This is a genomic window from Anaerostipes sp. 494a (assembly GCF_001940315.1).
GTDB lineage: Bacteria > Bacillota > Clostridia > Lachnospirales > Lachnospiraceae > Anaerostipes > Anaerostipes faecalis.
This window is the reverse complement of the sequence record NZ_MJIF01000001.1, coordinates 1,560,001-1,581,352: the sequence shown is the minus strand read 5'-3', so window position 1 is coordinate 1,581,352 and position 21,352 is coordinate 1,560,001. Positions and strand designations below refer to the sequence as shown.

The window sequence follows — 21,352 nt, the reverse complement described above, 5'->3', positions numbered from 1 at the left end:
ATTTAGCATATAATAGTAATATAGACTATAAACTGGTACCCGATAAAGAAAGGAGCTACCTATGAAAAAATATAATAAACTAAAAAACATTACATTATTAGGAAGTCTGGCAGTTGCTGGAATTTATGCAATCAACCGCACAATAACTTTCATATGCAGTTTAAAAGATGCTCTTCCTTCTACAAACGAACATACTTATAAGTGGCGTTTTGGTAACATTTTTTATACTAAACACGGGAAAGGTTCTCCAATACTTTTAATCCACCATTTAAACAGTGGAAGTTCCGCTATGGAATATTATAAATTAATTGAACCTCTTTCTAAACATCATACAGTTTATGCCTTAGATTTGCTTGGATGTGGACGCTCTGAAAAACCCAAAATAACATATACAAGTTATATATATGTCCAGCTTATTAATGATTTTATTAAAGATATTATTCAGTCTAAAACTGATATTATTGCATCAGGAAAATCTGTTTCTTTAGTAATTCAGGCATGTAACATGGAAAAAGATAATTTTCATAAACTTTTGTTTATCAATCCTGAAAATATGGCTGTTTCCAAATATTTTCCAAATAAAAGAAAACAAATCTTAAAATATTTACTGGAATGTCCTATTATAGGTACTTTTACTTATAACCTTATTCAATCCATGCCTATGGTAGAAAAAAGATTTTATACTAAGTATTTTCAGTCACCAGCCAATATTAAAAGATATTATATTGATGCCTACTATCAGGCTGCACATTTATCTGGATCAAATGCAAAATACTTGTATGCAAGTTTAAAATCAGATTATCTAAACAGCAATCTTATTACATCTTTAAAGAATATCAATCAAAGTATGTATATTGCAATCAGTTCAAATCTGCCTGATGCACAAAATACGCTGGATCAGTATCAGATATTGAATCCATCCATTGAAAGCAGCTTTTTGAACAATACAAAACATCTTCCTTCATTGGAGGATCCTGAAAGTGTATACAATATCTGCAGAATATTTTTCTAGCAAATAGGTTCTTTTGAAGGCAATCCCGCTTTTCTAGGAAAGCGTTTTGGGGTTGCCTTTCTTTTCTTTATCTTTAAAATCGTTCTTTTCATATCTGTATCAGGTATTTCAAACGAAATGATATCTTCCAATTTTCCACCCAGAACAGAAATTGCTTTTTCTGCATTTTTTACCTCATCCTGAATCTCTCCAGATTTATATGGACAGAAATATCCATTTTCTTTGGCATAAGGAATACAATATTCTGATAACACAGCTAAATTAGCAACTGCACGGGATACCACAAAATCAAAACTTTCTCTATAATCTTTTTGTTTTGCAAAATCTTCCGCTCTTCCGTGAATTGCAGAAATTTTCTCCAGTGACAGTTCCTCAATAACTTCATTTAAAAAACGAACTCTTTTATTTAAAGAATCAAGTAATACAATATCCAGTTCTGGAAATGCAATTTTTAATGGAATTCCAGGAAATCCTGCTCCTGTACCTAAATCCAGCATTTTTTTTCCTGATAAATCAAATTTCATCTTTACAAATGCCAGACTATCTACAAAATGTTTATCAATTACTTCCTCTTTTTCTGTTATAGCTGTCAAATTCATTACTTTATTTTTTTCTATGAGCATTTCATAATATTTTTCAAATTGAAAAATCTGATCATCTGTTAAAGCAATTCCCATATCTAATGCTTTTTGTTTTAATCTCTCCATTATCTATCTCCTATGATTCATCTGCTCAAGATAAATTAACAATACAGAAATATCAGCTGGTGAAACTCCTGATATTCTGGATGCCTGTCCAATAGATGCAGGACGAATCTTAGACAGTTTCTGCTTTGCTTCTATTCTAAGGCTTCCAACCTCATTATAATTTATATCATCAGGAATTCTTCTTTTTTCCATTTTTTTAAATTGTCTTACCTGAGATAATTGTCGTTTAATATATCCTTCATATTTAATATTAATATTTACCTGTTCTTGAACCTGAATATCTAAATCAGGGCGATCTTTATCAATTGGAGCAAGATCCATATAGGTTAATTCTGGTCTTCTTACAAGTTCTGCCATAGTTGCTGCAGATTTTAAAGTTGAACTTCCAAGCTGCTCCAGTAATTTCTGAACATCTTTTGAAGCTCCAACCATAAGACCTTCTATTCTTTTCATTTCCTCTTCAATCTGCTTTTCCTTTATTAAAAGATTTTCATATCTTTCATCTTCTATCAATCCTATTTCATGACCGATTTTTGTTAATCTCAAATCTGCATTATCCTGTCTTAAAAGAAGTCTGTATTCTGCTCTGGAAGTCATCATTCTATAAGGCTCTGAAGTTTCTTTTGTTACAAGATCATCAATCAGTACTCCAATATATGCCTGGGATCGATCTAATACTACAGGTTCTTTATTTTGAAGTTTTCTTGCTGCATTAATTCCCGCCATAAGTCCCTGTGCAGCGGCTTCCTCATAGCCTGAGCTTCCATTAAACTGTCCGCCACTAAATAATCCCTGAATATTTTTGAATTCCAAAGAAGGTTTTAACTGTGTGGCATCAATACAATCATATTCAATTGCATATGCATTGCGAACAATTTTAGCATTTTCCAAACCAGGCACACTATGATACATCTGATACTGAACATCCTCTGGCAGGGAACTGGACATTCCACCTACATACATTTCATTGGTGAATTCTCCTTCTGGTTCAATGAATACCTGATGCCTGTTTTTATCTGGAAATTTTACAACCTTATCCTCAATAGACGGACAATATCTTGGGCCTGTTCCCTCAATTGCCCCAGAAAACAACGGAGATCTATGTATATTCTCATTTATAATCTTATGTGTTTCTTCTGTAGTATAAGTTAACCAGCAGGAAATCTGATCTCTTTTTATATCTTCTTCACGATTTGTAAAGCTAAAAGGTACGATTTTTTCATCTCCCAGCTGTTCAGACATTTTACTAAAATCAATAGAGTTTTTATCAATTCTCGCTGGTGTACCTGTCTTAAACCTTCTCATGGAAATACCATTCTCTTTTAATGAGTCAGTAAGATAATTTGCTGCCTGAAGTCCATTAGGTCCAGTATAATTACTTACATCTCCATAAATACATCTGGCTTTTAAATAAGTTCCTGTTGTTAATATAACTGCTCTTCCATGATATACAGCACCGGAATAAGTTTTTATTCCTTTAATTATTCCATCTTCTACAATGATTTCTGTTACTTCACCCTGTCTGACAGTCAGATTTGGAGTATTTCCCATAATCTGAGTCATAGACATAGAATACATTTTTTTATCAGCCTGGGCTCTTAAAGAATGAACCGCAGGTCCTTTTGACTGATTAAGCATTTTAGACTGAAGATATGTTTTATCAATATTTTTACCCATTTCTCCGCCTAATGCATCAATTTCACGAACAAGATGCCCCTTGGAACTTCCTCCAATATTCGGATTACATGGCATAAGCGCAATACTATCCATACTAACGGTAAAACATATAGTCTTAAATCCCATTCTTGCAGCTGCAAGTGCAGCCTCACATCCGGCATGTCCTGCTCCAACTACTATAATATCATATTGTTCTTCTAAATTATTCATATTATTTACCCATACAAAATTCTGCAAATATTTCATTAACAAGGTCTTCCCCTACAGACTCTCCCGTAATATAACCCAATTGTTCATAAGCATCCATCAGGTCAATAGAAAAGAAATCTTCAGGCATATTATCTTCAATACTTTTTAACACTAGTTTTAAACTATCCAAGGCATTGGAAACCGCATTTTTGTGACGCATATTCGTAATATATATTTCATCATTAAAAGACACATTTCCATTAAAAAACATTTGATTAATTTTTTCATAAAGCTGCTCCATTCCTGTACGCTCTCGTGCAGAGATAACAACGATATGCTCAAAACCTCGTTCTTTCAAATATTTTTCACTTACAACAGATTCTAAATCTGCCTTATTTAATAAAACAATAACCTGTTTATCTTTGATCAGCTCAATTATTTCCTGATCTTCAGCAGATATTGGTGTAGAACTATCCACAACATATAATACCAAATCAGCTTTTTTTAACAATTCTTTTGCTTTATCCACACCTATTTTTTCAACAAAATCTTCTGTTTCTCTGATTCCCGCAGTATCTATAATATTAAGAGGTATTCCATTAATCTGAATAGATTCCTCTAAAGTATCTCTGGTAGTACCTGCAATATCGGTTACAATTGCTCGTTCTTCTCCTAACAATACATTTAATACTGAAGATTTTCCTGCATTAGGTTTTCCAACAATTACAGTCTGAATACCTTCTTTTAATATTCTTCCATTATCTGCATTTTTCAAATATTCATTTAATTCACCAGAAATATGTTCTACCTGTAATTTTAATTCATCTGAAAAGCCATCAACAGAATAATGCTCCGGATCATCCAGCGCTGATTCAATAAAAGCAACACTATGGATAATTTCTTTTCTCAGTAAATTAATTTTTTCACCTAAAACACCATCTAACTGTTTTAAAGAACTAGTCATGGCAAATTCATTTCGAGAATGAATTAAATCCATAACAGCTTCCGCTTTTGATAAATCAATTCTTCCATTTAAAAATGCTCTTTTGGTAAACTCACCTGGTTCTGCCGGTCTTGCTCCTGCTTTTATGACAGCCTCCAGTATTTTTTTCATTACAATGACACCACCATGGCAATTTATTTCTACCACATCTTCTGTCGTATAGGAATGAGGTGCCTTCATAATAAGTACTATACACTCATCCAGCATCATCTCATTATCAAAAATATGACCATAATGTGCTGTATAAGTTGGAACTTCCTTTATTTTTTTATCTTTTTTTGGTTTAAATATTTTCTCAATAATATTCAATGCTTCATTACCACTGATTCTAATAATACCTATTCCACTATTGGTCATTGGCGTAGCAATTGCTGCAATCGTATCTGACTTCATATCTTTTACCTCAAAAAAGGCTGCCTTAACTAAGGCAGCCTGAATTTCTATTTTTTCAACATAACAACAACTTTACGATAAGGATCTTTACCTTCACTCTTTGTGACTACATATGGATCTTTTTGCAATGCAGAATGAATAATTCTTCTTTCATTTGGATTCATTGGCTCTAAGTAAATAGGTTTTTTATTTTTCTTTACCTTATAAGCAATGCTTCCTGCAAGCTTTTCTAAAGTCTGCTGTCTTCTTTCTCTATAATTTTCTGTATCAAGTTTTATTTTAATAAAAGAATCGCTTTCTTTATTAACGAACAAACTTGTTAAATACTGAAGTGCATCTAAAGTCTGTCCATGTTTTCCAATTAATGCACCCATCTTTTCTCCAGACACATTAATATTCAAAACATTATCTCTTCTATTATAATACAGATTTAATTTAGGCTCTAATCCCATAGCTCTTAATACTTCATCGAGATATTTTTCTGTATTATTTACAATTTCATCAAGATTCTCCGGAGCTTTATTTTTCTTTGTTTCCTTAACAGGAGCTGCTTCTTTTACTTTATTGGCAGTCTTTTTATTTGCTGATTTCTTTTCAGTTTTTACATTATCCTGCTTTTTTTCTACTTTCTTTTTAGTTTTATTGGAAACTGCTGATTTCTTTTCAGCTTTTTCTATAATTTCAATAATTACAGGTTTTTTAAATAATCCTAAAAAACCATTGCTTCCTGGATCAATGACTTTATAATCAAGGTCGGTACTTGGAATTCCCAATTCCATAGCGGCATTTATTACTGCATCAGATTCAGTTTTCCCAGTAAATTGTTTTACTGACATTATTATTTACCTCCCTTATTTTTTCTATTAGCATTTGCTTTTGAAGCAATTCCTCCTTTTGTATTTCCACTGTAATCAAAATTCTTTGTTGATTTAGCACTTGCACCTTTTTTAATAGATGCACCGCTTGGCTGGTCAGATGCAGCTCCTGCACCTAACATTTTTTCATATAAAGAAGGACCTTTTTTCTTTTTCTTTTTAGCAGCCTTTGCACGGCTCTTTTCAATAATTTTGTCCATATCAGCATGATCATAATAATAATTAAAAGCAATCTGCTGAATCCACTGGAATAAAGCACTTGCAGCCCAGTAAATACCTAATGCAGCCGGAAGTGTAATACACATAAAGAAAGACATTAAAGGCATTGTGTACATCATACTCTTTGTCATACCTGCACCAGGTGTGCTATCATCCATCTGTGAATTTGACATAGATGTTTTTGCACTCAAAAACTGAAATACAAATGATAAAACAGGAACGATCATCATAATACTTAATCTAAATCCTGGAGTTTCCTGAATATTAAGTCCTGGAACAATTTCATAAACACTTTTTCCAATAGTTGCCACATCTTTAGAAATCTGTGGTATATAGACTTCTACTGCACGAATAACATAGTACAAAGCCATGATAATCGGAAACTGAATAAATGTTGTTAAACATCCGCCTGTAGGACTTGTTCCATATTTTTCATAGACCTTCTGCATCTCTTCCTGCTGTTTCATCATAGATGCCTGATCTTTTTTATTTCTATACTTCTTTGTAATCTTATTCATTTCAGGCTGAGCAATCTGGTTAATTTTCATTGAACGCTGCTGCTTCATAGTTAATGGTAATAAAATTAATTTAGAAATTAATGTAAATAAAATAATACACAAACCTACATTATGAATTCCTACTGCAGCTAAACCATGATAGATTCCTTCAATTACCCATCCAAATACTCTGACAATTGGATATAAAATTCCTCCATTGCCCACATTCTGAGCCTGTGACAATAACATCATTTTTCGTACCTTTTTCCTTTCCTGACTTCCGGAACAGGATCATATCCGCCTTTGGAGAATGGATTACATCTCAAAATTCTGTAAATAGAAAGCAGACTTCCTTTAATAACTCCATGCTTTTCCAGGGCTTCAATAGCATATTCCGAACAAGTTGGAACATAAATACATGTTCCTCTTCCCTTTAATCTAGATAAATACTTTCTGTAAAATCTAATAAAAGAAATTAAAATTTTTTTCAACTATACTCAACTCTTTTTTATTAAATGATGCAAATCTGCTAAATGCAAAAATGCACTTTCCATAGTATAATAGCCTATATCTTTAGTGTTATTTCTTGCAATTACCACCAAGTCGTAATTTTTCTTTAATTTTTTCTCATTTAAACGATAACTTTCACGAATTAATCGTGTTACACGATGTCTTACTACACTATTCCCAACTTTTTTACTTACTGATATTCCTAATCTGCTATATTCCAAATCATTTTCTATATAATACATCACAAGATACTTATTAGCCTTGGATTTTCTACTATTATAGACTTTTTGGAATTCCTTTGTCTTACTTAATGAATGATAATTTTTCATATTCTCTTCCTTATTAATAGAGAAAAGAAAAGGTCACATCTCTGCGACCTAAGCTGATAATCTATTTCTTCCTTTTGCTCTTCTGCTTTTAAGAACTTTTCTTCCATTAGCAGTGCTCATTCTTTTTCTAAATCCATGAACCTTAGATCTCTGTCTTTTCTTTGGCTGAAATGTCATTTTCATCTGCAAACACCTCCTTACAAATTTTTCTGATTATATATATGAATAATATATTCGTAAAAACATCGCTTCTATTATATCCAAATACATACCTTAAAGTCAAGCAAATAATTGCTTTTTTTAAGATAAATAGGTACTTTCATAGATATTGTGGGTATATATAATGTTATCCACAATTTGTGGGTAACTTGTGCATAACTTGGTGATAAAATGTTAATATCAATTATATATTATCTGATTTTCCTCTGTTTTTCCACATTTTTCGTTATGTTAATACTGTGGAGCAAGTTATCCACACACTGTTATTAACTTTCCTTTTTCTTCCCGATAAGTAACAAACAAAAGTTGAAAAAAAAGTTTTTTTGTTATACTATAAATATAGTGCACTCATATACCCTCGTGGACTATGTCTACCCATTACGAGGAATTCTTTATAAAAAAATTCTTCGAAAAAAGGGAAAAGAGTACAATTTTTAAAACTACGTAGAAAGGGATTTACTTTATTCATGAAAAATAACATTGAAAAAATCTGGGATGATGTATTAATAAAGCTGGAACAAGAGCATGATGTTTCCAGTGCAGCAATTAATGCCTGGATTAAACCACTTCATATTAAAGATGTTCAAGATAATAATATTATACTTTCATTGGATGCTAAATATGATGAAAGAGGTATCCAGTTTATTAAAAAGAAAATGTATGATTTTTATATATCTTTAGCAATTCAGGACCTTACAGGAACAAAATACGATATTTCTTTTGAACTGGAAAAAGAGGAGGCTCAGGAAAAAATCTCGAAAAAAGAGCCTGTTCAGGATAATAATAATTTAAATCCCCGTTATACTTTTGATACATTTGTTATTGGAGATAATAATCAGATGGCCCATGCTGCCAGTATTGCAGTTGCGGAAGCTCCAGCAGAAGCATACAATCCTCTCTTCCTTTATGGAGGTGCCGGATTAGGTAAAACCCATCTGATGCATTCTATTGCCCATTACATTATTGAACACAACAAACAGCTGAATGTATTATATGTAACCAGTGAAGATTTTACCAATGAAGTTATTAATTCCATTCAGCATAAAAAACAGGAAGAACTAAGAAACAAATATCGTAATATCGATGTCCTACTGGTCGATGATATTCAATTTATTATAGGAAAAGAAAGTACCCAGCAGGAATTTTTCCATACATTTAATGCATTGTATAATGCTAATAAACAGATTATTCTTTCATCTGATAAACCGCCGAAAGAACTGGATGTATTGGAAGAAAGACTGCGAAGCCGATTCAGCTGGGGGCTTCAGGTTGATATTCAGCCACCAAATTATGAAACAAAAGTTGCAATATTAAGAAAAAGAGCAGAATTAGACCATTTACACATCGATGATGAAATATTTGATTACGTTGCTACACATATTAAATCTAATATTCGTGATCTTGAAGGGGCTCTTAACAAAATTAAAGTATATTCAAGACTGAATAAACAGCCAATTAATCTTGAATTATCTAAAATAGCACTACAGGATTTAATTGATAGTAAAAATAAGAAGAAAATTACTCCGGAATTAATTCTACAGACAGTTGCTGAACATTTTAACATACAAACAGATGATATTATTTCCAAAAAGAGAAGCCATGATATTGCATATCCAAGACAGATCTGTATGTATTTATGTAAAAAACAGACTGATGCTTCCCTTGTTAAAATTGGAGAAATTATAGGAAAAAGAGATCATTCTACTGTAATTCATGGAGTAGAGAAAATTGAAAAAGATCTAAAAAATGATCCTCAATTGGAAAGCATTATTAATGTAATCCTTAAAAAAATGGAATAAACATATTTAACAGGACAGTTATCCACAAAATCTGTGGATAACTTGTGGATATCCTGTGTATTTATTATTTTTTAATATTTTCCAATGTTGATAATTTCCTGATTATCCTCTGTTTTTCAGAGTTTTTTTCACATTTTATCAACCCTTAAAAGCTTTATGTTTAGCGGTTTTTTAAGGTTATCCCCAAATCCACACCTACTACGACTATTACTACGAATTTTATTTATTTATTTAAGCCAACTTCACACCGAAAGGAGTTATTCACATTTATGAAGATTATATGTAATAAGAACCATCTTGTTCATGGAGTCAGTATTGTTTCAAAAGCTGTTTCCAATAAAACAACATTACCAATACTTGAATGTATTTTAATAGAGGCAAGTGCTGGAACTATTACTTTAACAGCCAATGACATGGAACTTGGAATTGAAACTACTATAGAAGGAACTATACTTGAACAAGGAAAAATTGCATTGGATGCCAAACTTTTTTCAGAAATTGTTCGTAAACTTCCAGATAATGATATTACTATTGAAACAAATAAAGATTTTAAAGCAACAATTACCTGTGAAAAAGCTTGTTTCCAGATTATGGGACAGGAAGGAAATGAATTTCCTTATCTTCCTGAAATAGAAAGAGAAAAAAGTATCACTTTATCACAATATTCTTTAAAAGAAATAATTCGTCAGACAATTTTTTCTATTTCAGATAATGAAAATACAAAATTGATGACTGGAGAACTGTTTGAAGTTAAGGATAATAAGCTAAGCGTTGTATCCCTGGATGGTCATAGAATATCCATTCGTAATATTCAGCTAAAGGAAAGCTATGATTCTTTCAAGGTTGTCGTTCCTGGAAAGACACTTCAGGAGATTGTTAAAATTATATCAGGCGAAACAGAAGAAGAAGTTACCATATATGTTACATCTAAGCATATTTTATTTGAATTTGATAATACAAAAGTTGTTTCAAGACTTTTGGAAGGGGAATATTATAAAATAAGCCAGATGCTCTCAAGTGATTATGAAACAAAAATCAGAATTAACAAGAAAGAATTTTTGAGCTGTATTGACAGAGCAAGTCTTTTAATAAGAGAATCTGATAAAAAACCTATTATAATTAATATTACGGATAATTCACTTCAATTAAATATTTCTTCTTTCTTTGGAACTATGGAAGAAAGTATTATGATCACAAAAGAAGGAAGAGATTTATTAATAGGGTTTAATCCAAAATTCCTGATGGATGTATTAAGAGTTATTGACGATGAAGAGATTAATATTTATCTTGTAAATCCAAAAGCTCCTTGTTTCATTAAGGATGATGCAGGAAGTTACACTTATCTGATACTTCCGGTAAATTTTAATCATTAGGAGAAGATATTGTTATGAATGAAATAAAATTAAAAGGTGAATATATTAAGCTTGGACAGGCTCTTAAAGCAGCGGGACTTGTTGGTTCAGGCATAGATGCTAAAATCGTGATACAAGAAGGAGAAGTTCTTCTCAATGGAGAAGTGGAAACCAGACGAGGAAAAAAATTGTTTGGAGGAGAAGTCATTTCTTTTAATGGTGAAGAAATAAATATTATTAAGTAGTTGGGTGAATTATGTATATAAAATCATTGGAATTAAAGAATTATAGAAATTATGAAAATCTTTCCATTGATTTTGCAAATGGGACGAATCTTTTGTATGGAGATAACGCTCAGGGTAAAACAAATATTCTGGAGGCTGTTTATCTTGGAGCCACTACAAAATCTCACAGAGGAAGCAAGGACAGGGAAATTATAAGATTTAAAGAAAATGAATCTCACATAAGAATGCATTATGAAAAGCAGGATATTATGCATCAGCTGGATATGCATTTGAAAAGGAGCAAGGCTAAGGGTGTCGCCATTGATAAAATACCTATCCGTAAATCAAGTGATCTGCTTGGACAGATTCCGATTATATTTTTTTCTCCGGAAGATTTGAAAATAATTAAAAACGGACCAAGTGAAAGAAGAAAGTTTCTGGATATTGAATTATCCCAGCTGGAAAGTTTATATTTATATCATTTGTCAAAATATAATAAAATATTAGTTCAAAGAAATAATTTGCTGAAACAGATTAATTTTCAGAAGAGTTTAATTGATACTTTAGAAGCCTGGGATATACAGCTTGTAAAATATGGTTCTGAAATTGTTCGGTATAGAGAGGCTTTTATTAAACATTTAAATGTTATTATTAAGGAAATTCATAGAAAACTTACCGGAAATAAAGAAGAAATCAGACTGGAATATGATAATAACGTAAATTATGATGAATTTCTGACAGAACTTATAAAAAAAAGAAATATTGATTTAAAATATTCTACTACAACAGTGGGTCCCCACAGGGATGATATTAGCTTTATCGTTAATGATATCGATATAAGAAAATATGGATCGCAGGGACAACAGAGAACAGCAGCATTATCATTAAAGCTTGCGCAGATTCAGTTGGTAAAAGAGGTAATGAAAGATTCGCCTGTTTTATTATTAGATGATGTTCTGTCAGAACTTGACAGTCATCGTAAAAAGTATTTACTGGAAAGTATTAAAGATACACAGACCATGATAACCTGTACAGGTTTAGATGAATTTATTGATAAACATCTGCCAATTCAGCGTATGTTTCAAATTAGAGCAGGAAAAATCGTTAAAAAAAATTAGGAGGAAGCTATGGGTACACAAAAACAGGGTGAATATGGTGCAGACCAAATACAAATATTGGAAGGCTTAGAAGCAGTTAGAAAAAGGCCGGGAATGTATATTGGAAGTACTTCTGAAAAAGGGCTTCACCATCTGGTATATGAAATCGTTGATAATGCGGTGGATGAATCATTGGCTGGATATTGTGATACTATCCATGTGACTCTAAATAAAGATGGATCTGTAACCGTGTTAGACAATGGTCGAGGTATTCCGGTAGGCATCAATAAGAAAAAAGGAGTATCTAGTGTTGAAGTCGTATTTACAATACTTCATGCCGGAGGAAAATTTGGAGGCGGAGGATATAAAGTATCAGGAGGTCTCCATGGTGTAGGATCATCTGTAGTAAATGCATTATCACAATGGCTGGAAGTAAAAGTATATGAGAATGGACATATTTATCAACAGCGTTATGAGAGAGGAAAAGTTTGTTATCCTTTGAAAGAAATAGGAGATACAGATAAGACCGGAACTCAGGTAACATTTATGCCTGATGATACAATTTTTGAGACGGTGGATTTTGATTATAAAACTTTAAAAAGAAGATTACGCGAAACTGCTTTTTTAACAAAAAATCTTAAAATTATTTTAATTGACGAGAGAGAAGATGAGAGAGTTGCGGAAACATTCCATTATGAAGGTGGAATTAAAGAATTTGTAGAATATCTTAATAAAGGGAAAGAAAGCCTTTATGAAGATGTTATTTATTGTGAAGGCGAAAAAGATGGAGTGTATGTAGAGGTTGCACTTCAGCATAATGATTCCTATAATGAGAATTCTCTAAGTTTTGTAAATAATATTATTACTCCGGAAGGTGGAACCCATTTATCTGGTTTTAAGACTGCTCTTACATCCTCATTTAATGATTATGCAAGAAAAAATAATCTGTTAAAAGAAAAAGAAGATAATCTGTCAGGTGAGGATATTAGAGAGGGATTGACTTCTGTTATCAGTGTAAAAATTGGTGAACCTCAGTTTGAAGGACAGACAAAACAGAAATTAGGTAATAGTGAGGCCAGAGGAGCAGTAAATAGTGTAGTTTCCAGTCAGCTGACATATTTTCTTGAGCAGAATCCTGCTGTGGCAAAAGTTATTTGTGAAAAGGCAGTACTGGCACAAAGAGCCAGAGATGCAGCAAGAAAAGCAAGAGACTTAACTAGAAGAAAAACAGCATTGGATGGAATGAGTCTTCCTGGAAAACTTGCTGATTGTTCTGATAAGAATCCGGAAAATTGTGAAATTTATATTGTCGAAGGAGATTCTGCAGGAGGTTCAGCAAAGACTGCTCGTTCCCGTGCGACACAGGCAATTCTCCCGTTGAGAGGTAAAATTTTAAATGTTGAAAAGGCAAGATTGGATAAAATTCTTGTTAATAAAGAAATTCAGGCAATGATTACAGCATTTGGAACAGGAATTCATGATGATTTCGATATAAGCAAGCTGCGTTATCATAAAATAATTATTATGACAGATGCCGATGTGGATGGTGCACATATTGCTACATTGCTTTTAACATTTTTATATCGGTTTATGCCGGAACTAATAAAACAGGGATATGTATATCTGGCACAGCCACCTTTATACAGAATTGAAAAAAATAAAAAGTTCTGGTATGCATATAGTGATGAGGAATTAAATAATATTCTCACAGACATTGGAAGAGATAATAACAATAAAATTCAGCGTTATAAAGGTCTTGGAGAGATGGATGCAGAACAGCTTTGGGATACAACTATGGATCCGGAAAAGAGAATTTTATTAAGAGTTAATCTTGATGAAGATTCTGCTTCTGAAATAGATTTGACATTTACTACACTAATGGGAGATCAGGTCGAACCTAGAAGAGAATTTATTGAAGCAAACGCAAAATATGTTAAGAATCTAGATATTTAGGAAGGAAGAAGATAATGGACGAAAATACAATTTTTGATAAGGTTCATGATATTGATCTTAAAGAGACCATGGAAAATTCTTATATAGATTATGCCATGAGCGTTATTGCTTCCAGGGCCCTTCCAGATGTACGAGATGGTTTGAAACCAGTACAGAGAAGAATCCTTTATGCAATGATAGAATTAAACAACGGTCCGGATAAGCCACATCGTAAATGTGCACGTATCGTCGGTGATGCCATGGGTAAATATCATCCTCATGGAGACAGTTCAATTTATGGTGCGCTGGTTAATATGGCACAGGAATGGTCTACCAGATATCCATTAGTAGATGGACATGGAAATTTTGGTTCTGTAGATGGAGATGGCGCTGCAGCAATGCGTTATACAGAAGCAAGATTAAGTAAAATTTCCATGGAACTTCTGGCAGATATAAATAAAAATACAGTAGATTTTGTGCCGAATTTTGACGAGACAGAAAAGGAACCTTCCGTTCTTCCATCTCGTTTTCCAAATCTTCTGGTGAATGGAACACAGGGAATAGCAGTAGGTATGGCGACTAATATTCCTCCTCATAATCTGACAGAAGTTATTAATGCAGTTATTAAAATTATTGATGATAAAGTAACTGAAAATAGAGTTACAACCATGGAAGAACTTTTAGAAATAGTAAAAGGTCCTGATTTTCCAACAGGAGCAACTATTCTTGGTCGTGGAGGAATAAATGAAGCATATCGGACAGGACGCGGAAAAATAAAAGTACGTGCTGTAACAGATATTGAGGCTATGGCCAATGGAAAACAGAGAATTATAGTTACAGAACTTCCTTATATGGTAAATAAGGCAAGATTAATTGAGAAAATTGCAAGTCTTGTAAGAGAGAAGAAAATAGAAGGAATTACTGAACTTCGAGATGAATCAGATAGAAGTGGTATGAGAATATGTATTGAGTTAAAGAGAGATGCAAATGCTAATGTCATTTTAAATCAATTATATAAGCATACCCAGCTTCAGGATACTTTTGGGGTTATCATGCTGGCATTGGTAAATAATGAACCCAAAATATTGAATCTTTTTGAGATGCTTAATTATTATTTAAAGCATCAGGAAGATGTTGTAACCAGAAGAACAAAATATGAGTTGAATAAAGCAGAAGAAAGAGCTCATATATTGGAAGGTCTGCTGATTGCACAGGATCATATTGATGAAGTTATAGAAATTATTCGTGAGGCAGCTAATATTCAGGCTGCAAAGCTTGAATTAATGGAACGTTTCGGATTAACAGATGCTCAGGCTCAGGCAATAGTAGATATGCGTCTGAGAGCATTAAATGGTTTGGAACGTGCCAAATTGGAAAAAGAATATCATGAATTAATGGAGCGTATTAAAGAATTAAAAGCAATTCTTGCAGATGAAAAGATTCTTCTTGGAGTTATCAAAGATGAGCTTATCTTAATTCGTAATAAATATGGTGATGAAAGAAAAACACAAATTGGATTTGATGTAGATGATATTTCCATAGAAGATCTGATTCCTAGAGAAAATACTGTAATTACCATGACAAAACTTGGTTATATTAAGAGAATGACAGTGGATAATTTTAAGAGTCAGAATCGTGGTGGTAAAGGTATTAAAGGAATGCAGACCATTGATGAAGACTATATTGAAGAGTTATTTATGACAACGACTCATCATTACATTATGTTCTTTACCAATATGGGAAGAGTATATCGTCTGAAAGCATATGAAATTCCGGAGAGCAGCCGTACAGCAAGAGGAAGCGCAATTGTAAATCTACTTCAGCTACAGTCAGGAGAGAAAATCACAGCTGTGATTCCAATTGAAAAATATGAAGATGGAAAATATTTAATGATGGCTACAAAACATGGTATCGTTAAAAAGTCATCTATTATGGATTACTCTAATATAAGAAAAACAGGGTTGGCTGCTATTACATTAAAAGATGATGATCAGTTGATTGAAGTAAAATTCACAGATGATCACAAAGATGTCTTTCTTGTTACAAAAAATGGACAATGTATCAGATTTAATGAAAAAGATGTACGTTGTATTGGACGTACTTCTATGGGGGTACGTGGAATTAATCTTACAGGAGATGATGAGGTTATCGGCATGCAGCTTGATACTCAGGGAGAAGCACTATTGATCGTATCTGAAAATGGTATGGGTAAGAGAACTATGATGGATGAATTTGTTTCTCAGCATCGTGGTGGAAAAGGTGTTAAATGCTATAAGATTACAGAAAAGACAGGTGATGTTGTAGGCGTAAAAGCTGTAAATGACGATAACGAAATCATGATGATAACAACAGAAGGAGTTATTATTAGAACAAGAGTGGGAAGTATATCAGTTCTTGGAAGAAATACTTCAGGAGTTAAGGTAATGAATGTCAATGAAAATGTTAAAGTTGCAAGTATTGCCAAGGTAAGAAAAGAAGAAGTCCAGGAAGAATTATCTGAAGAAGAATAATTTATAGAAAATCAGAGCATAGATTGATTGTCTGTGCTCTGATTTCGTTATATAATAGTGTTAATAGATAATAGGGAGGAGAATGTATGGGAAAAAAGAAAATTACAGGTATTCTTGTAGTAATAGCATTATCTGTTATCGGTATCTTTGTATTTCAGAGAAATCATAAAATCCATGCTATGGAAAAGAAATTTGAAGAAAGTCAGGAACGTTTTAATAATTATTACTTAAATAATAATGATGGAGAATATAAAAGACTTTTGGCAAATTTTGAATATGCTATTTCAAGAAAAAATATTGATGGAGCAAAGACTGCACAAAAGGAGCTGGATGAATTTGAAAAGGAGATTGTAAAAGAGAATAAAACAGATGCAGATAATGATTTAAAAAAATTAAAAGAAAGTGATACATCTAAAGCTTTTGACAATGAACTAAAATCAATCGAAAATTATGAAAAGCAAATGCAGAAATATATTGATGATAATCAATTTAAAAATGCCAGAAAAGTGAAAATAAAATGGGAAAAATTATTAGCATCTATTCAGATTGAATACGATAATTTAGCTATTCAGGTTGTTCAGGTTGATACATCACAGTATCCAAAGGTAAAAATTTATCTGGATATCAGAGATAAAACAACAGATAAGGTGCCTTCCGGATTGAAAAAGCAATATTTTTATCTGAAAGAAAAAACAGGAAGCAAAAATTTTGAAAGACAGACTATTATAAAAGCATCTCAGCTGGATCAGAAAGAAGCCCTAAATATTAATATGGTTGCTGATGTGAGTGCCAGCATGAATGGGTCTCCAATGTTAAAAGCGAAAAATATTATGCAGACTTTCTTGAATAGTGTTCAGTTTTCTATTGGAGATCAGGTTGAATTAACAACATTTTCTACAGGAGTTCAGACAGCAGTTTCATTTACAAAAGATAAAACGACTCTTGATGAAAAAATACAGAATCTTACAACAGATAATATGACAAGTTTATATGATGCATTGTTTGCAGCTGTTAATACAACAGCAGTTCAAAATGGGGCAAAATGTGTTGTTGCTTTTACAGATGGTGCAGATAATTACAGCTATTGTAAACCAGAGGATGTTATAGAAATTGCAAAAAATATAAAATTCCGGTTTTTATCATTGGAATAGGAAGTACCATAAAAACATATGATGTACAGAGAATATGCACTGAAACAGGCGGATTTTATCGTAGTATCGATAATATCGATAATATGGCTGAAATTTATAATGAAATTTATAGACAACAGAAGGAATTATATTTAGTTGAATATAAAGTAAGTAATAGCGAAAATAAAACAGACCTTCGTAATCTTATGGTAGAGTATCAGGATCGAAAGATAGGTGGAAAACAATATTCTTCTTATAAACCAGATACATTAATGTCAGCTTCTGCTTCAACCAGTGGATTGTCTGAGCCTGAAAAAATGATGCATAATTACTTAAATGCTTTTATCAAGGCAATTAATGAACATAATTTCTCTTATATTGAAAAATATATGGTGAAAGATGGGCCGGTTTATAAAGAAAACAAAGAATATATTAAAAAAGACATTACTGAAGAATTATTATCTTATAATTTCTTAAAAGTAAGTTATCCATCAAAAAATACTTGTATCATTCATATGCAGGAAACTTATAAAATTCAAAATCAAAAAGAACCTCTTCATATGAGAACTATTGATAGTTATTATAAACTTATGAAGAACAGTAATGGAGAATGGCAGGTACATTCTTATCCAAAAGACATGACTGTTGTGAAAAAAATAAAATATTAAATATAATAGTTGGAGGGCAACATGAGAACAATTCATACAGATGAAATTATTAAAAATGTCAGAGAGATGTGTATTGAAGCTAATTTATCTTTGACAGATGATATGCAATGCAGATTTCAAAAGGCATATGAAAATGAAAAAAGTCCTCTTGGAAAGCAGATTTTAGGACAACTTCAGGAAAATATGGAAATTGCAAAAGAAGATGCAACTCCCATTTGCCAGGATACAGGAATGGCAATTGTATTTTTAAATGTTGGACAAGATCTCCATATTGAAGGATTGCCTTTGAAAGATGCAGTAAATGAAGGGGTACGTCAGGGATATAAAGAAGGTTATCTTAGAAAATCAGTTGTAAAAGATCCTTTGATCAGAGAAAATACAAAAGATAATACACCGGCTATTATACATATTGATATCGTTCCAGGAGAAAATCTGGAAATACTGGTTGCTCCAAAAGGTTTTGGAAGTGAAAATATGAGCAGGATTTTTATGTTAAAACCTGCAGATGGTGAGGAAGGAATAAAGAGATCTGTTATAGAGGCTGTAAGGGATGCAGGTCCAAATGCATGTCCGCCTATGGTCATAGGTGTAGGTCTTGGAGGAAGTTTTGAAAAGGCAGCTTTTCTTGCTAAAAAAGCATTAACAAGAAATCTGGATCAGCCTTCCGCAAAGGAGCATATAGCTAAACTGGAAAAGGAATTATTAGAAGAAATTAATCAGTTGGGAATCGGTCCTGGAGGATTGGGAGGAAATACAACGGCATTAGGACTTAACATTGAAACATATCCAACACATATTGCGGGAATGCCCCTTGCAGTGAATATATGTTGTCATGTGAATCGTCATTCTCATAGGGTTTTGTAAGGAGGAACAATTATGGAAAAGCATTTAAATGTGCCGGCAGCAGAGGAAGAATTACAAAATTTAAATTCTGGAGATTATGTGTATTTATCAGGAACCATATATACAGCAAGAGATGCTGCTCATAAAAGAATGTTTGATTCTCTGAATAATAACGAGGATATACCAGTATCTTTAGAAAATCAGTTTGTTTATTATTTGGGACCAACTCCGGCAAAAGAGGGTCAGGTAATTGGATCGGCAGGCCCGACAACCAGTAGCAGAATGGATAAGTATACGCCAACTATGCTGGAACAGGGATTAAAAGGAATGATTGGTAAAGGAAAAAGATCACCTGAGGTTATTGATTCTATTGTAAAAAATAAAGCGGTTTATTTCGCAGCAGTTGGTGGTGCAGGTGCACTTCTTTCTAAATGTATAAAAGATTCAGAAGTTATTGCCTATGACGATCTTGGTACAGAAGCAATTCGTAAACTGAGAGTAGAAGACTTTCCTGTAATTGTTGTAATCGATAGTCATGGACATAATTTGTATGAAACAGCAGTGGAAGAATTTAAAAAAATGAATAATTAAAGAAAAGGGTATGAGGCATAAGAAAAAAGGTGTTTCATACCCTTTTAAACATAAAGTAGTAATATTTTATAGAACGGAGGAAATTATATGTTGTATATTGGGGCAGATTTAGGTACATCGGCATTAAAGCTTTTATTAATGGATGGTTCAGGTGAAATCAAAAAAATTGTATCAAAAGAATATCCGATTTATTTTCCAAATCCAGGATGGTCAGAACAAAATCCACAAGACTGGTGGAATGCTTTTGTGGATGGAATGAAAGAATTAACAAGTGATTGTGGACAAAATGATATTGGCGGCATTAGTTTTGGTGGACAGATGCATGGTCTGGTAATTCTTGATAAGAATGATAAAGTCATACGACCGGCATTATTATGGAATGATGGAAGAACGTATAAAGAATGTGATTATTTGAATCAGGAGATTGGACAGGAAAAGCTATCCCAATATACAGCAAATATTTCTTTTACTGGATTTACCGCTCCTAAAATTTTATGGGTAAGAAATAATGAACCAGAGAATTTCAAAAAAATAGATAAAATAATGTTGCCGAAAGATTATATTGCTTACAAGTTATCAGGAGTATTTTGTACAGATGTATCAGATGCTTCGGGAATGCTGTTGTTTGATGTAGAGAATAAATGCTGGTCTGAAGAAATGATGAATATATGTCATGTAAAAAAAGAACAGCTGGCTACAGTTTATGAAAGTTATCAGGTAGTAGGTAAGATTAAGCCGGAAATAGCAGATATGATAGGTATTTCACATGAAGTGAAGATAATAGCAGGTGCTGGTGATAATGCAGCCGCCGCAGTTGGTACAGGGACTGTTGGTGATGGAAAATGTAATATTTCGCTTGGAACATCAGGAACAGTATTTATTTCAAGTAAAAAATTTGGAGTGGATAAGAATAATGCACTTCACTCATTTGCACATGCTGATGGTAATTATCATTTAATGGGATGTATGTTAAGTGCTGCATCTTGTAATATGTGGTGGATGGATAATATAATAGGGACAAAAGAATATAAAGAGGAACAGAAGAAAATAGAAAATTTAGGAGAAAATCATGTATTCTTTCTTCCGTATCTTATGGGTGAACGTTCACCACATAATGATCCGGATGCAAGAGGTACTTTTATAGGTATGACAATGGATACAACAAGAGCAGATATGACACAGGCAGTTTTAGAAGGTGTTGCTTTTGCAATTAGAGATTCATTTGAAGTTGCAAAATCTCTTGGAATTAAAATCAATAGGACCAGAATATGTGGAGGAGGAGCCAAAAGTCAATTATGGAAAAAAATTGTAGCCAATGTACTAAATATAAAAGTAGATAGTATAGAAAGTGAAGAAGGACCAGGTTATGGTGGTGCAATGCTGGCAGCGGTAGGATGTGGAGAATTTAAAAATGTAGAAGAAGCTGCTGAAAAACTGGTAAAAGTAGTGGATACAGTTGAACCTGATGAAAAACTGGCAAAAAAATATGAAGAAAAATATCAGATATTTAAAGAAATCTATCCTACAGTGAAAAATCTGTTTAAAAAATTAAAATAAATAAAAGAAGAAATAAGTA

The 21,352-nt window shown here is 32.6% G+C and carries 20 protein-coding genes; 12 read left to right on the top strand and 8 right to left on the bottom strand.

From position 1 onward, the window contains the following. Positions 1-61: 61 nt before the first annotated feature. Positions 62-1,012: an alpha/beta fold hydrolase gene (locus tag BHF70_RS07965; protein ID WP_075759728.1), complete on the top strand. Its 951-nt coding sequence runs from the start codon at positions 62-64 to the stop codon at positions 1,010-1,012. Here BHF70_RS07965 and rsmG read toward each other — a convergent pair. From rsmG to rpmH, 8 genes are read right to left on the bottom strand one after another with little or no spacing between them, the layout of a single operon-like run. Beyond that, positions 1,009-1,719 carry a 16S rRNA (guanine(527)-N(7))-methyltransferase RsmG gene (rsmG, locus tag BHF70_RS07960; RefSeq protein WP_075759727.1) on the bottom strand — a complete coding sequence of 237 codons (711 nt, stop codon included), beginning with the start codon at positions 1,717-1,719 and terminating at the stop codon, positions 1,009-1,011. The genes BHF70_RS07965 and rsmG overlap by 4 nt on opposite strands. 3 nt (positions 1,720-1,722) lie before the next feature. Beyond that, on the bottom strand, positions 1,723-3,642 hold the full coding sequence (mnmG, locus tag BHF70_RS07955) for a tRNA uridine-5-carboxymethylaminomethyl(34) synthesis enzyme MnmG (protein ID WP_075759726.1): 1,920 nt from the start codon (positions 3,640-3,642) through the stop codon (positions 1,723-1,725). Further along, entirely contained in the window at positions 3,608-4,981 is a 1,374-nt protein-coding gene (mnmE, locus tag BHF70_RS07950; RefSeq protein WP_075759725.1) for a tRNA uridine-5-carboxymethylaminomethyl(34) synthesis GTPase MnmE, read from the bottom strand. Before mnmE ends, mnmG begins: the two co-directional genes overlap by 35 nt. A gap of 47 nt (positions 4,982-5,028) precedes the next feature. Next, positions 5,029-5,817 (bottom strand): RNA-binding cell elongation regulator Jag/EloR, encoded by a 789-nt coding sequence (jag, locus tag BHF70_RS07945; RefSeq protein WP_075759724.1) that lies wholly within the window; start codon positions 5,815-5,817, stop codon positions 5,029-5,031. A gap of 2 nt (positions 5,818-5,819) precedes the next feature. Further along, the gene (locus tag BHF70_RS07940; RefSeq protein WP_075759723.1) at positions 5,820-6,824 is read right to left on the bottom strand and encodes a YidC/Oxa1 family membrane protein insertase; all 1,005 of its coding nucleotides are present in this window, start codon (positions 6,822-6,824) and stop codon (positions 5,820-5,822) included. Then, complete coding sequence (yidD, locus tag BHF70_RS07935) at positions 6,821-7,063, bottom strand: membrane protein insertion efficiency factor YidD (protein ID WP_075759722.1); 243 nt, start codon at positions 7,061-7,063, stop codon at positions 6,821-6,823. The genes BHF70_RS07940 and yidD overlap by 4 nt, the downstream gene beginning before the upstream one ends. A 6-nt stretch (positions 7,064-7,069) precedes the next feature. Further along, on the bottom strand, positions 7,070-7,411 hold the full coding sequence (gene rnpA / locus BHF70_RS07930; protein WP_075759721.1) for a ribonuclease P protein component: 342 nt from the start codon (positions 7,409-7,411) through the stop codon (positions 7,070-7,072). A gap of 48 nt (positions 7,412-7,459) precedes the next feature. Beyond that, entirely contained in the window at positions 7,460-7,594 is a 135-nt protein-coding gene (rpmH, locus tag BHF70_RS07925; RefSeq protein WP_008392981.1) for a 50S ribosomal protein L34, read from the bottom strand. Between the two features lie 503 nt (positions 7,595-8,097). On the opposite strand from rpmH, the gene dnaA reads away from it, so the two are divergent. From dnaA to xylB, 11 genes are all read left to right on the top strand, one after another. After that, positions 8,098-9,429 (top strand): chromosomal replication initiator protein DnaA, encoded by a 1,332-nt coding sequence (gene dnaA / locus BHF70_RS07920; RefSeq protein ID WP_075759720.1) that lies wholly within the window; start codon positions 8,098-8,100, stop codon positions 9,427-9,429. Between the two features lie 269 nt (positions 9,430-9,698). After that, on the top strand, positions 9,699-10,802 hold the full coding sequence (gene dnaN, locus BHF70_RS07915; RefSeq protein ID WP_075759719.1) for a DNA polymerase III subunit beta: 1,104 nt from the start codon (positions 9,699-9,701) through the stop codon (positions 10,800-10,802). Positions 10,803-10,816: 14 nt separating this feature from the next. Then, the gene (locus BHF70_RS07910) at positions 10,817-11,026 is read left to right on the top strand and encodes an RNA-binding S4 domain-containing protein (protein WP_075759718.1); all 210 of its coding nucleotides are present in this window, start codon (positions 10,817-10,819) and stop codon (positions 11,024-11,026) included. Positions 11,027-11,037: 11 nt separating this feature from the next. Further along, a complete protein-coding gene (gene recF, locus BHF70_RS07905; RefSeq protein ID WP_075759717.1) occupies positions 11,038-12,123 on the top strand; it encodes a DNA replication/repair protein RecF in 1,086 nt (361 codons plus the stop codon). Positions 12,124-12,132: 9 nt separating this feature from the next. Next, positions 12,133-14,055, top strand: coding sequence for a DNA topoisomerase (ATP-hydrolyzing) subunit B (gene gyrB, locus BHF70_RS07900; RefSeq protein ID WP_075759716.1), 1,923 nt, complete (start codon positions 12,133-12,135; stop codon positions 14,053-14,055). A 14-nt stretch (positions 14,056-14,069) separates the two neighbouring features. Beyond that, positions 14,070-16,544 carry a DNA gyrase subunit A gene (gyrA, locus tag BHF70_RS07895; RefSeq protein WP_075759715.1) on the top strand — a complete coding sequence of 825 codons (2,475 nt, stop codon included), beginning with the start codon at positions 14,070-14,072 and terminating at the stop codon, positions 16,542-16,544. A gap of 86 nt (positions 16,545-16,630) precedes the next feature. After that, positions 16,631-17,695, top strand: coding sequence for a vWA domain-containing protein (locus BHF70_RS07890; RefSeq protein WP_075759714.1), 1,065 nt, complete (start codon positions 16,631-16,633; stop codon positions 17,693-17,695). A gap of 83 nt (positions 17,696-17,778) precedes the next feature. Continuing rightward, positions 17,779-18,342, top strand: a complete 564-nt coding sequence (locus BHF70_RS07885; protein ID WP_075759713.1) for a TcaA NTF2-like domain-containing protein — start codon at positions 17,779-17,781, stop codon at positions 18,340-18,342. Positions 18,343-18,363: 21 nt separating this feature from the next. After that, positions 18,364-19,206 (top strand): fumarate hydratase, encoded by an 843-nt coding sequence (locus BHF70_RS07880; RefSeq protein WP_075759712.1) that lies wholly within the window; start codon positions 18,364-18,366, stop codon positions 19,204-19,206. Between the two features lie 12 nt (positions 19,207-19,218). After that, the gene (locus BHF70_RS07875; RefSeq protein WP_075759711.1) at positions 19,219-19,776 is read left to right on the top strand and encodes a Fe-S-containing hydro-lyase; all 558 of its coding nucleotides are present in this window, start codon (positions 19,219-19,221) and stop codon (positions 19,774-19,776) included. Between the two features lie 87 nt (positions 19,777-19,863). Further along, positions 19,864-21,333: a xylulokinase gene (gene xylB, locus BHF70_RS07870; RefSeq protein ID WP_075759710.1), complete on the top strand. Its 1,470-nt coding sequence runs from the start codon at positions 19,864-19,866 to the stop codon at positions 21,331-21,333. The last annotated feature ends 19 nt before the right edge of the window (positions 21,334-21,352 follow it).

Bases quoted from the DNA above. Each gene is read 5' to 3' on its own strand.
- recF (WP_075759717.1), top strand. From the start codon at position 11,038: ATGTATATAAAATCATTGGAATTAAAGAATTATAGAAATTATGAAAAT.
- gyrA (WP_075759715.1), top strand. From the start codon at position 14,070: ATGGACGAAAATACAATTTTTGATAAGGTTCATGATATTGATCTTAAA.
- dnaA (WP_075759720.1), top strand. From the start codon at position 8,098: ATGAAAAATAACATTGAAAAAATCTGGGATGATGTATTAATAAAGCTG.
- jag (WP_075759724.1), bottom strand. From the start codon at position 5,817: ATGTCAGTAAAACAATTTACTGGGAAAACTGAATCTGATGCAGTAATA.
- BHF70_RS07940 (WP_075759723.1), bottom strand. From the start codon at position 6,824: ATGATGTTATTGTCACAGGCTCAGAATGTGGGCAATGGAGGAATTTTA.
- rpmH (WP_008392981.1), bottom strand. From the start codon at position 7,594: ATGAAAATGACATTTCAGCCAAAGAAAAGACAGAGATCTAAGGTTCAT.
- BHF70_RS07965 (WP_075759728.1), top strand. From the start codon at position 62: ATGAAAAAATATAATAAACTAAAAAACATTACATTATTAGGAAGTCTG.
- rsmG (WP_075759727.1), bottom strand. From the start codon at position 1,719: ATGGAGAGATTAAAACAAAAAGCATTAGATATGGGAATTGCTTTAACA.
- BHF70_RS07875 (WP_075759711.1), top strand. From the start codon at position 19,219: ATGGAAAAGCATTTAAATGTGCCGGCAGCAGAGGAAGAATTACAAAAT.
- dnaN (WP_075759719.1), top strand. From the start codon at position 9,699: ATGAAGATTATATGTAATAAGAACCATCTTGTTCATGGAGTCAGTATT.
- mnmG (WP_075759726.1), bottom strand. From the start codon at position 3,642: ATGAAATATTTGCAGAATTTTGTATGGGTAAATAATATGAATAATTTA.
- mnmE (WP_075759725.1), bottom strand. From the start codon at position 4,981: ATGAAGTCAGATACGATTGCAGCAATTGCTACGCCAATGACCAATAGT.
- rnpA (WP_075759721.1), bottom strand. From the start codon at position 7,411: ATGAAAAATTATCATTCATTAAGTAAGACAAAGGAATTCCAAAAAGTC.
- xylB (WP_075759710.1), top strand. From the start codon at position 19,864: ATGTTGTATATTGGGGCAGATTTAGGTACATCGGCATTAAAGCTTTTA.
- gyrB (WP_075759716.1), top strand. From the start codon at position 12,133: ATGGGTACACAAAAACAGGGTGAATATGGTGCAGACCAAATACAAATA.
- BHF70_RS07885 (WP_075759713.1), top strand. From the start codon at position 17,779: ATGGCTGAAATTTATAATGAAATTTATAGACAACAGAAGGAATTATAT.
- BHF70_RS07880 (WP_075759712.1), top strand. From the start codon at position 18,364: ATGAGAACAATTCATACAGATGAAATTATTAAAAATGTCAGAGAGATG.
- BHF70_RS07910 (WP_075759718.1), top strand. From the start codon at position 10,817: ATGAATGAAATAAAATTAAAAGGTGAATATATTAAGCTTGGACAGGCT.
- BHF70_RS07890 (WP_075759714.1), top strand. From the start codon at position 16,631: ATGGGAAAAAAGAAAATTACAGGTATTCTTGTAGTAATAGCATTATCT.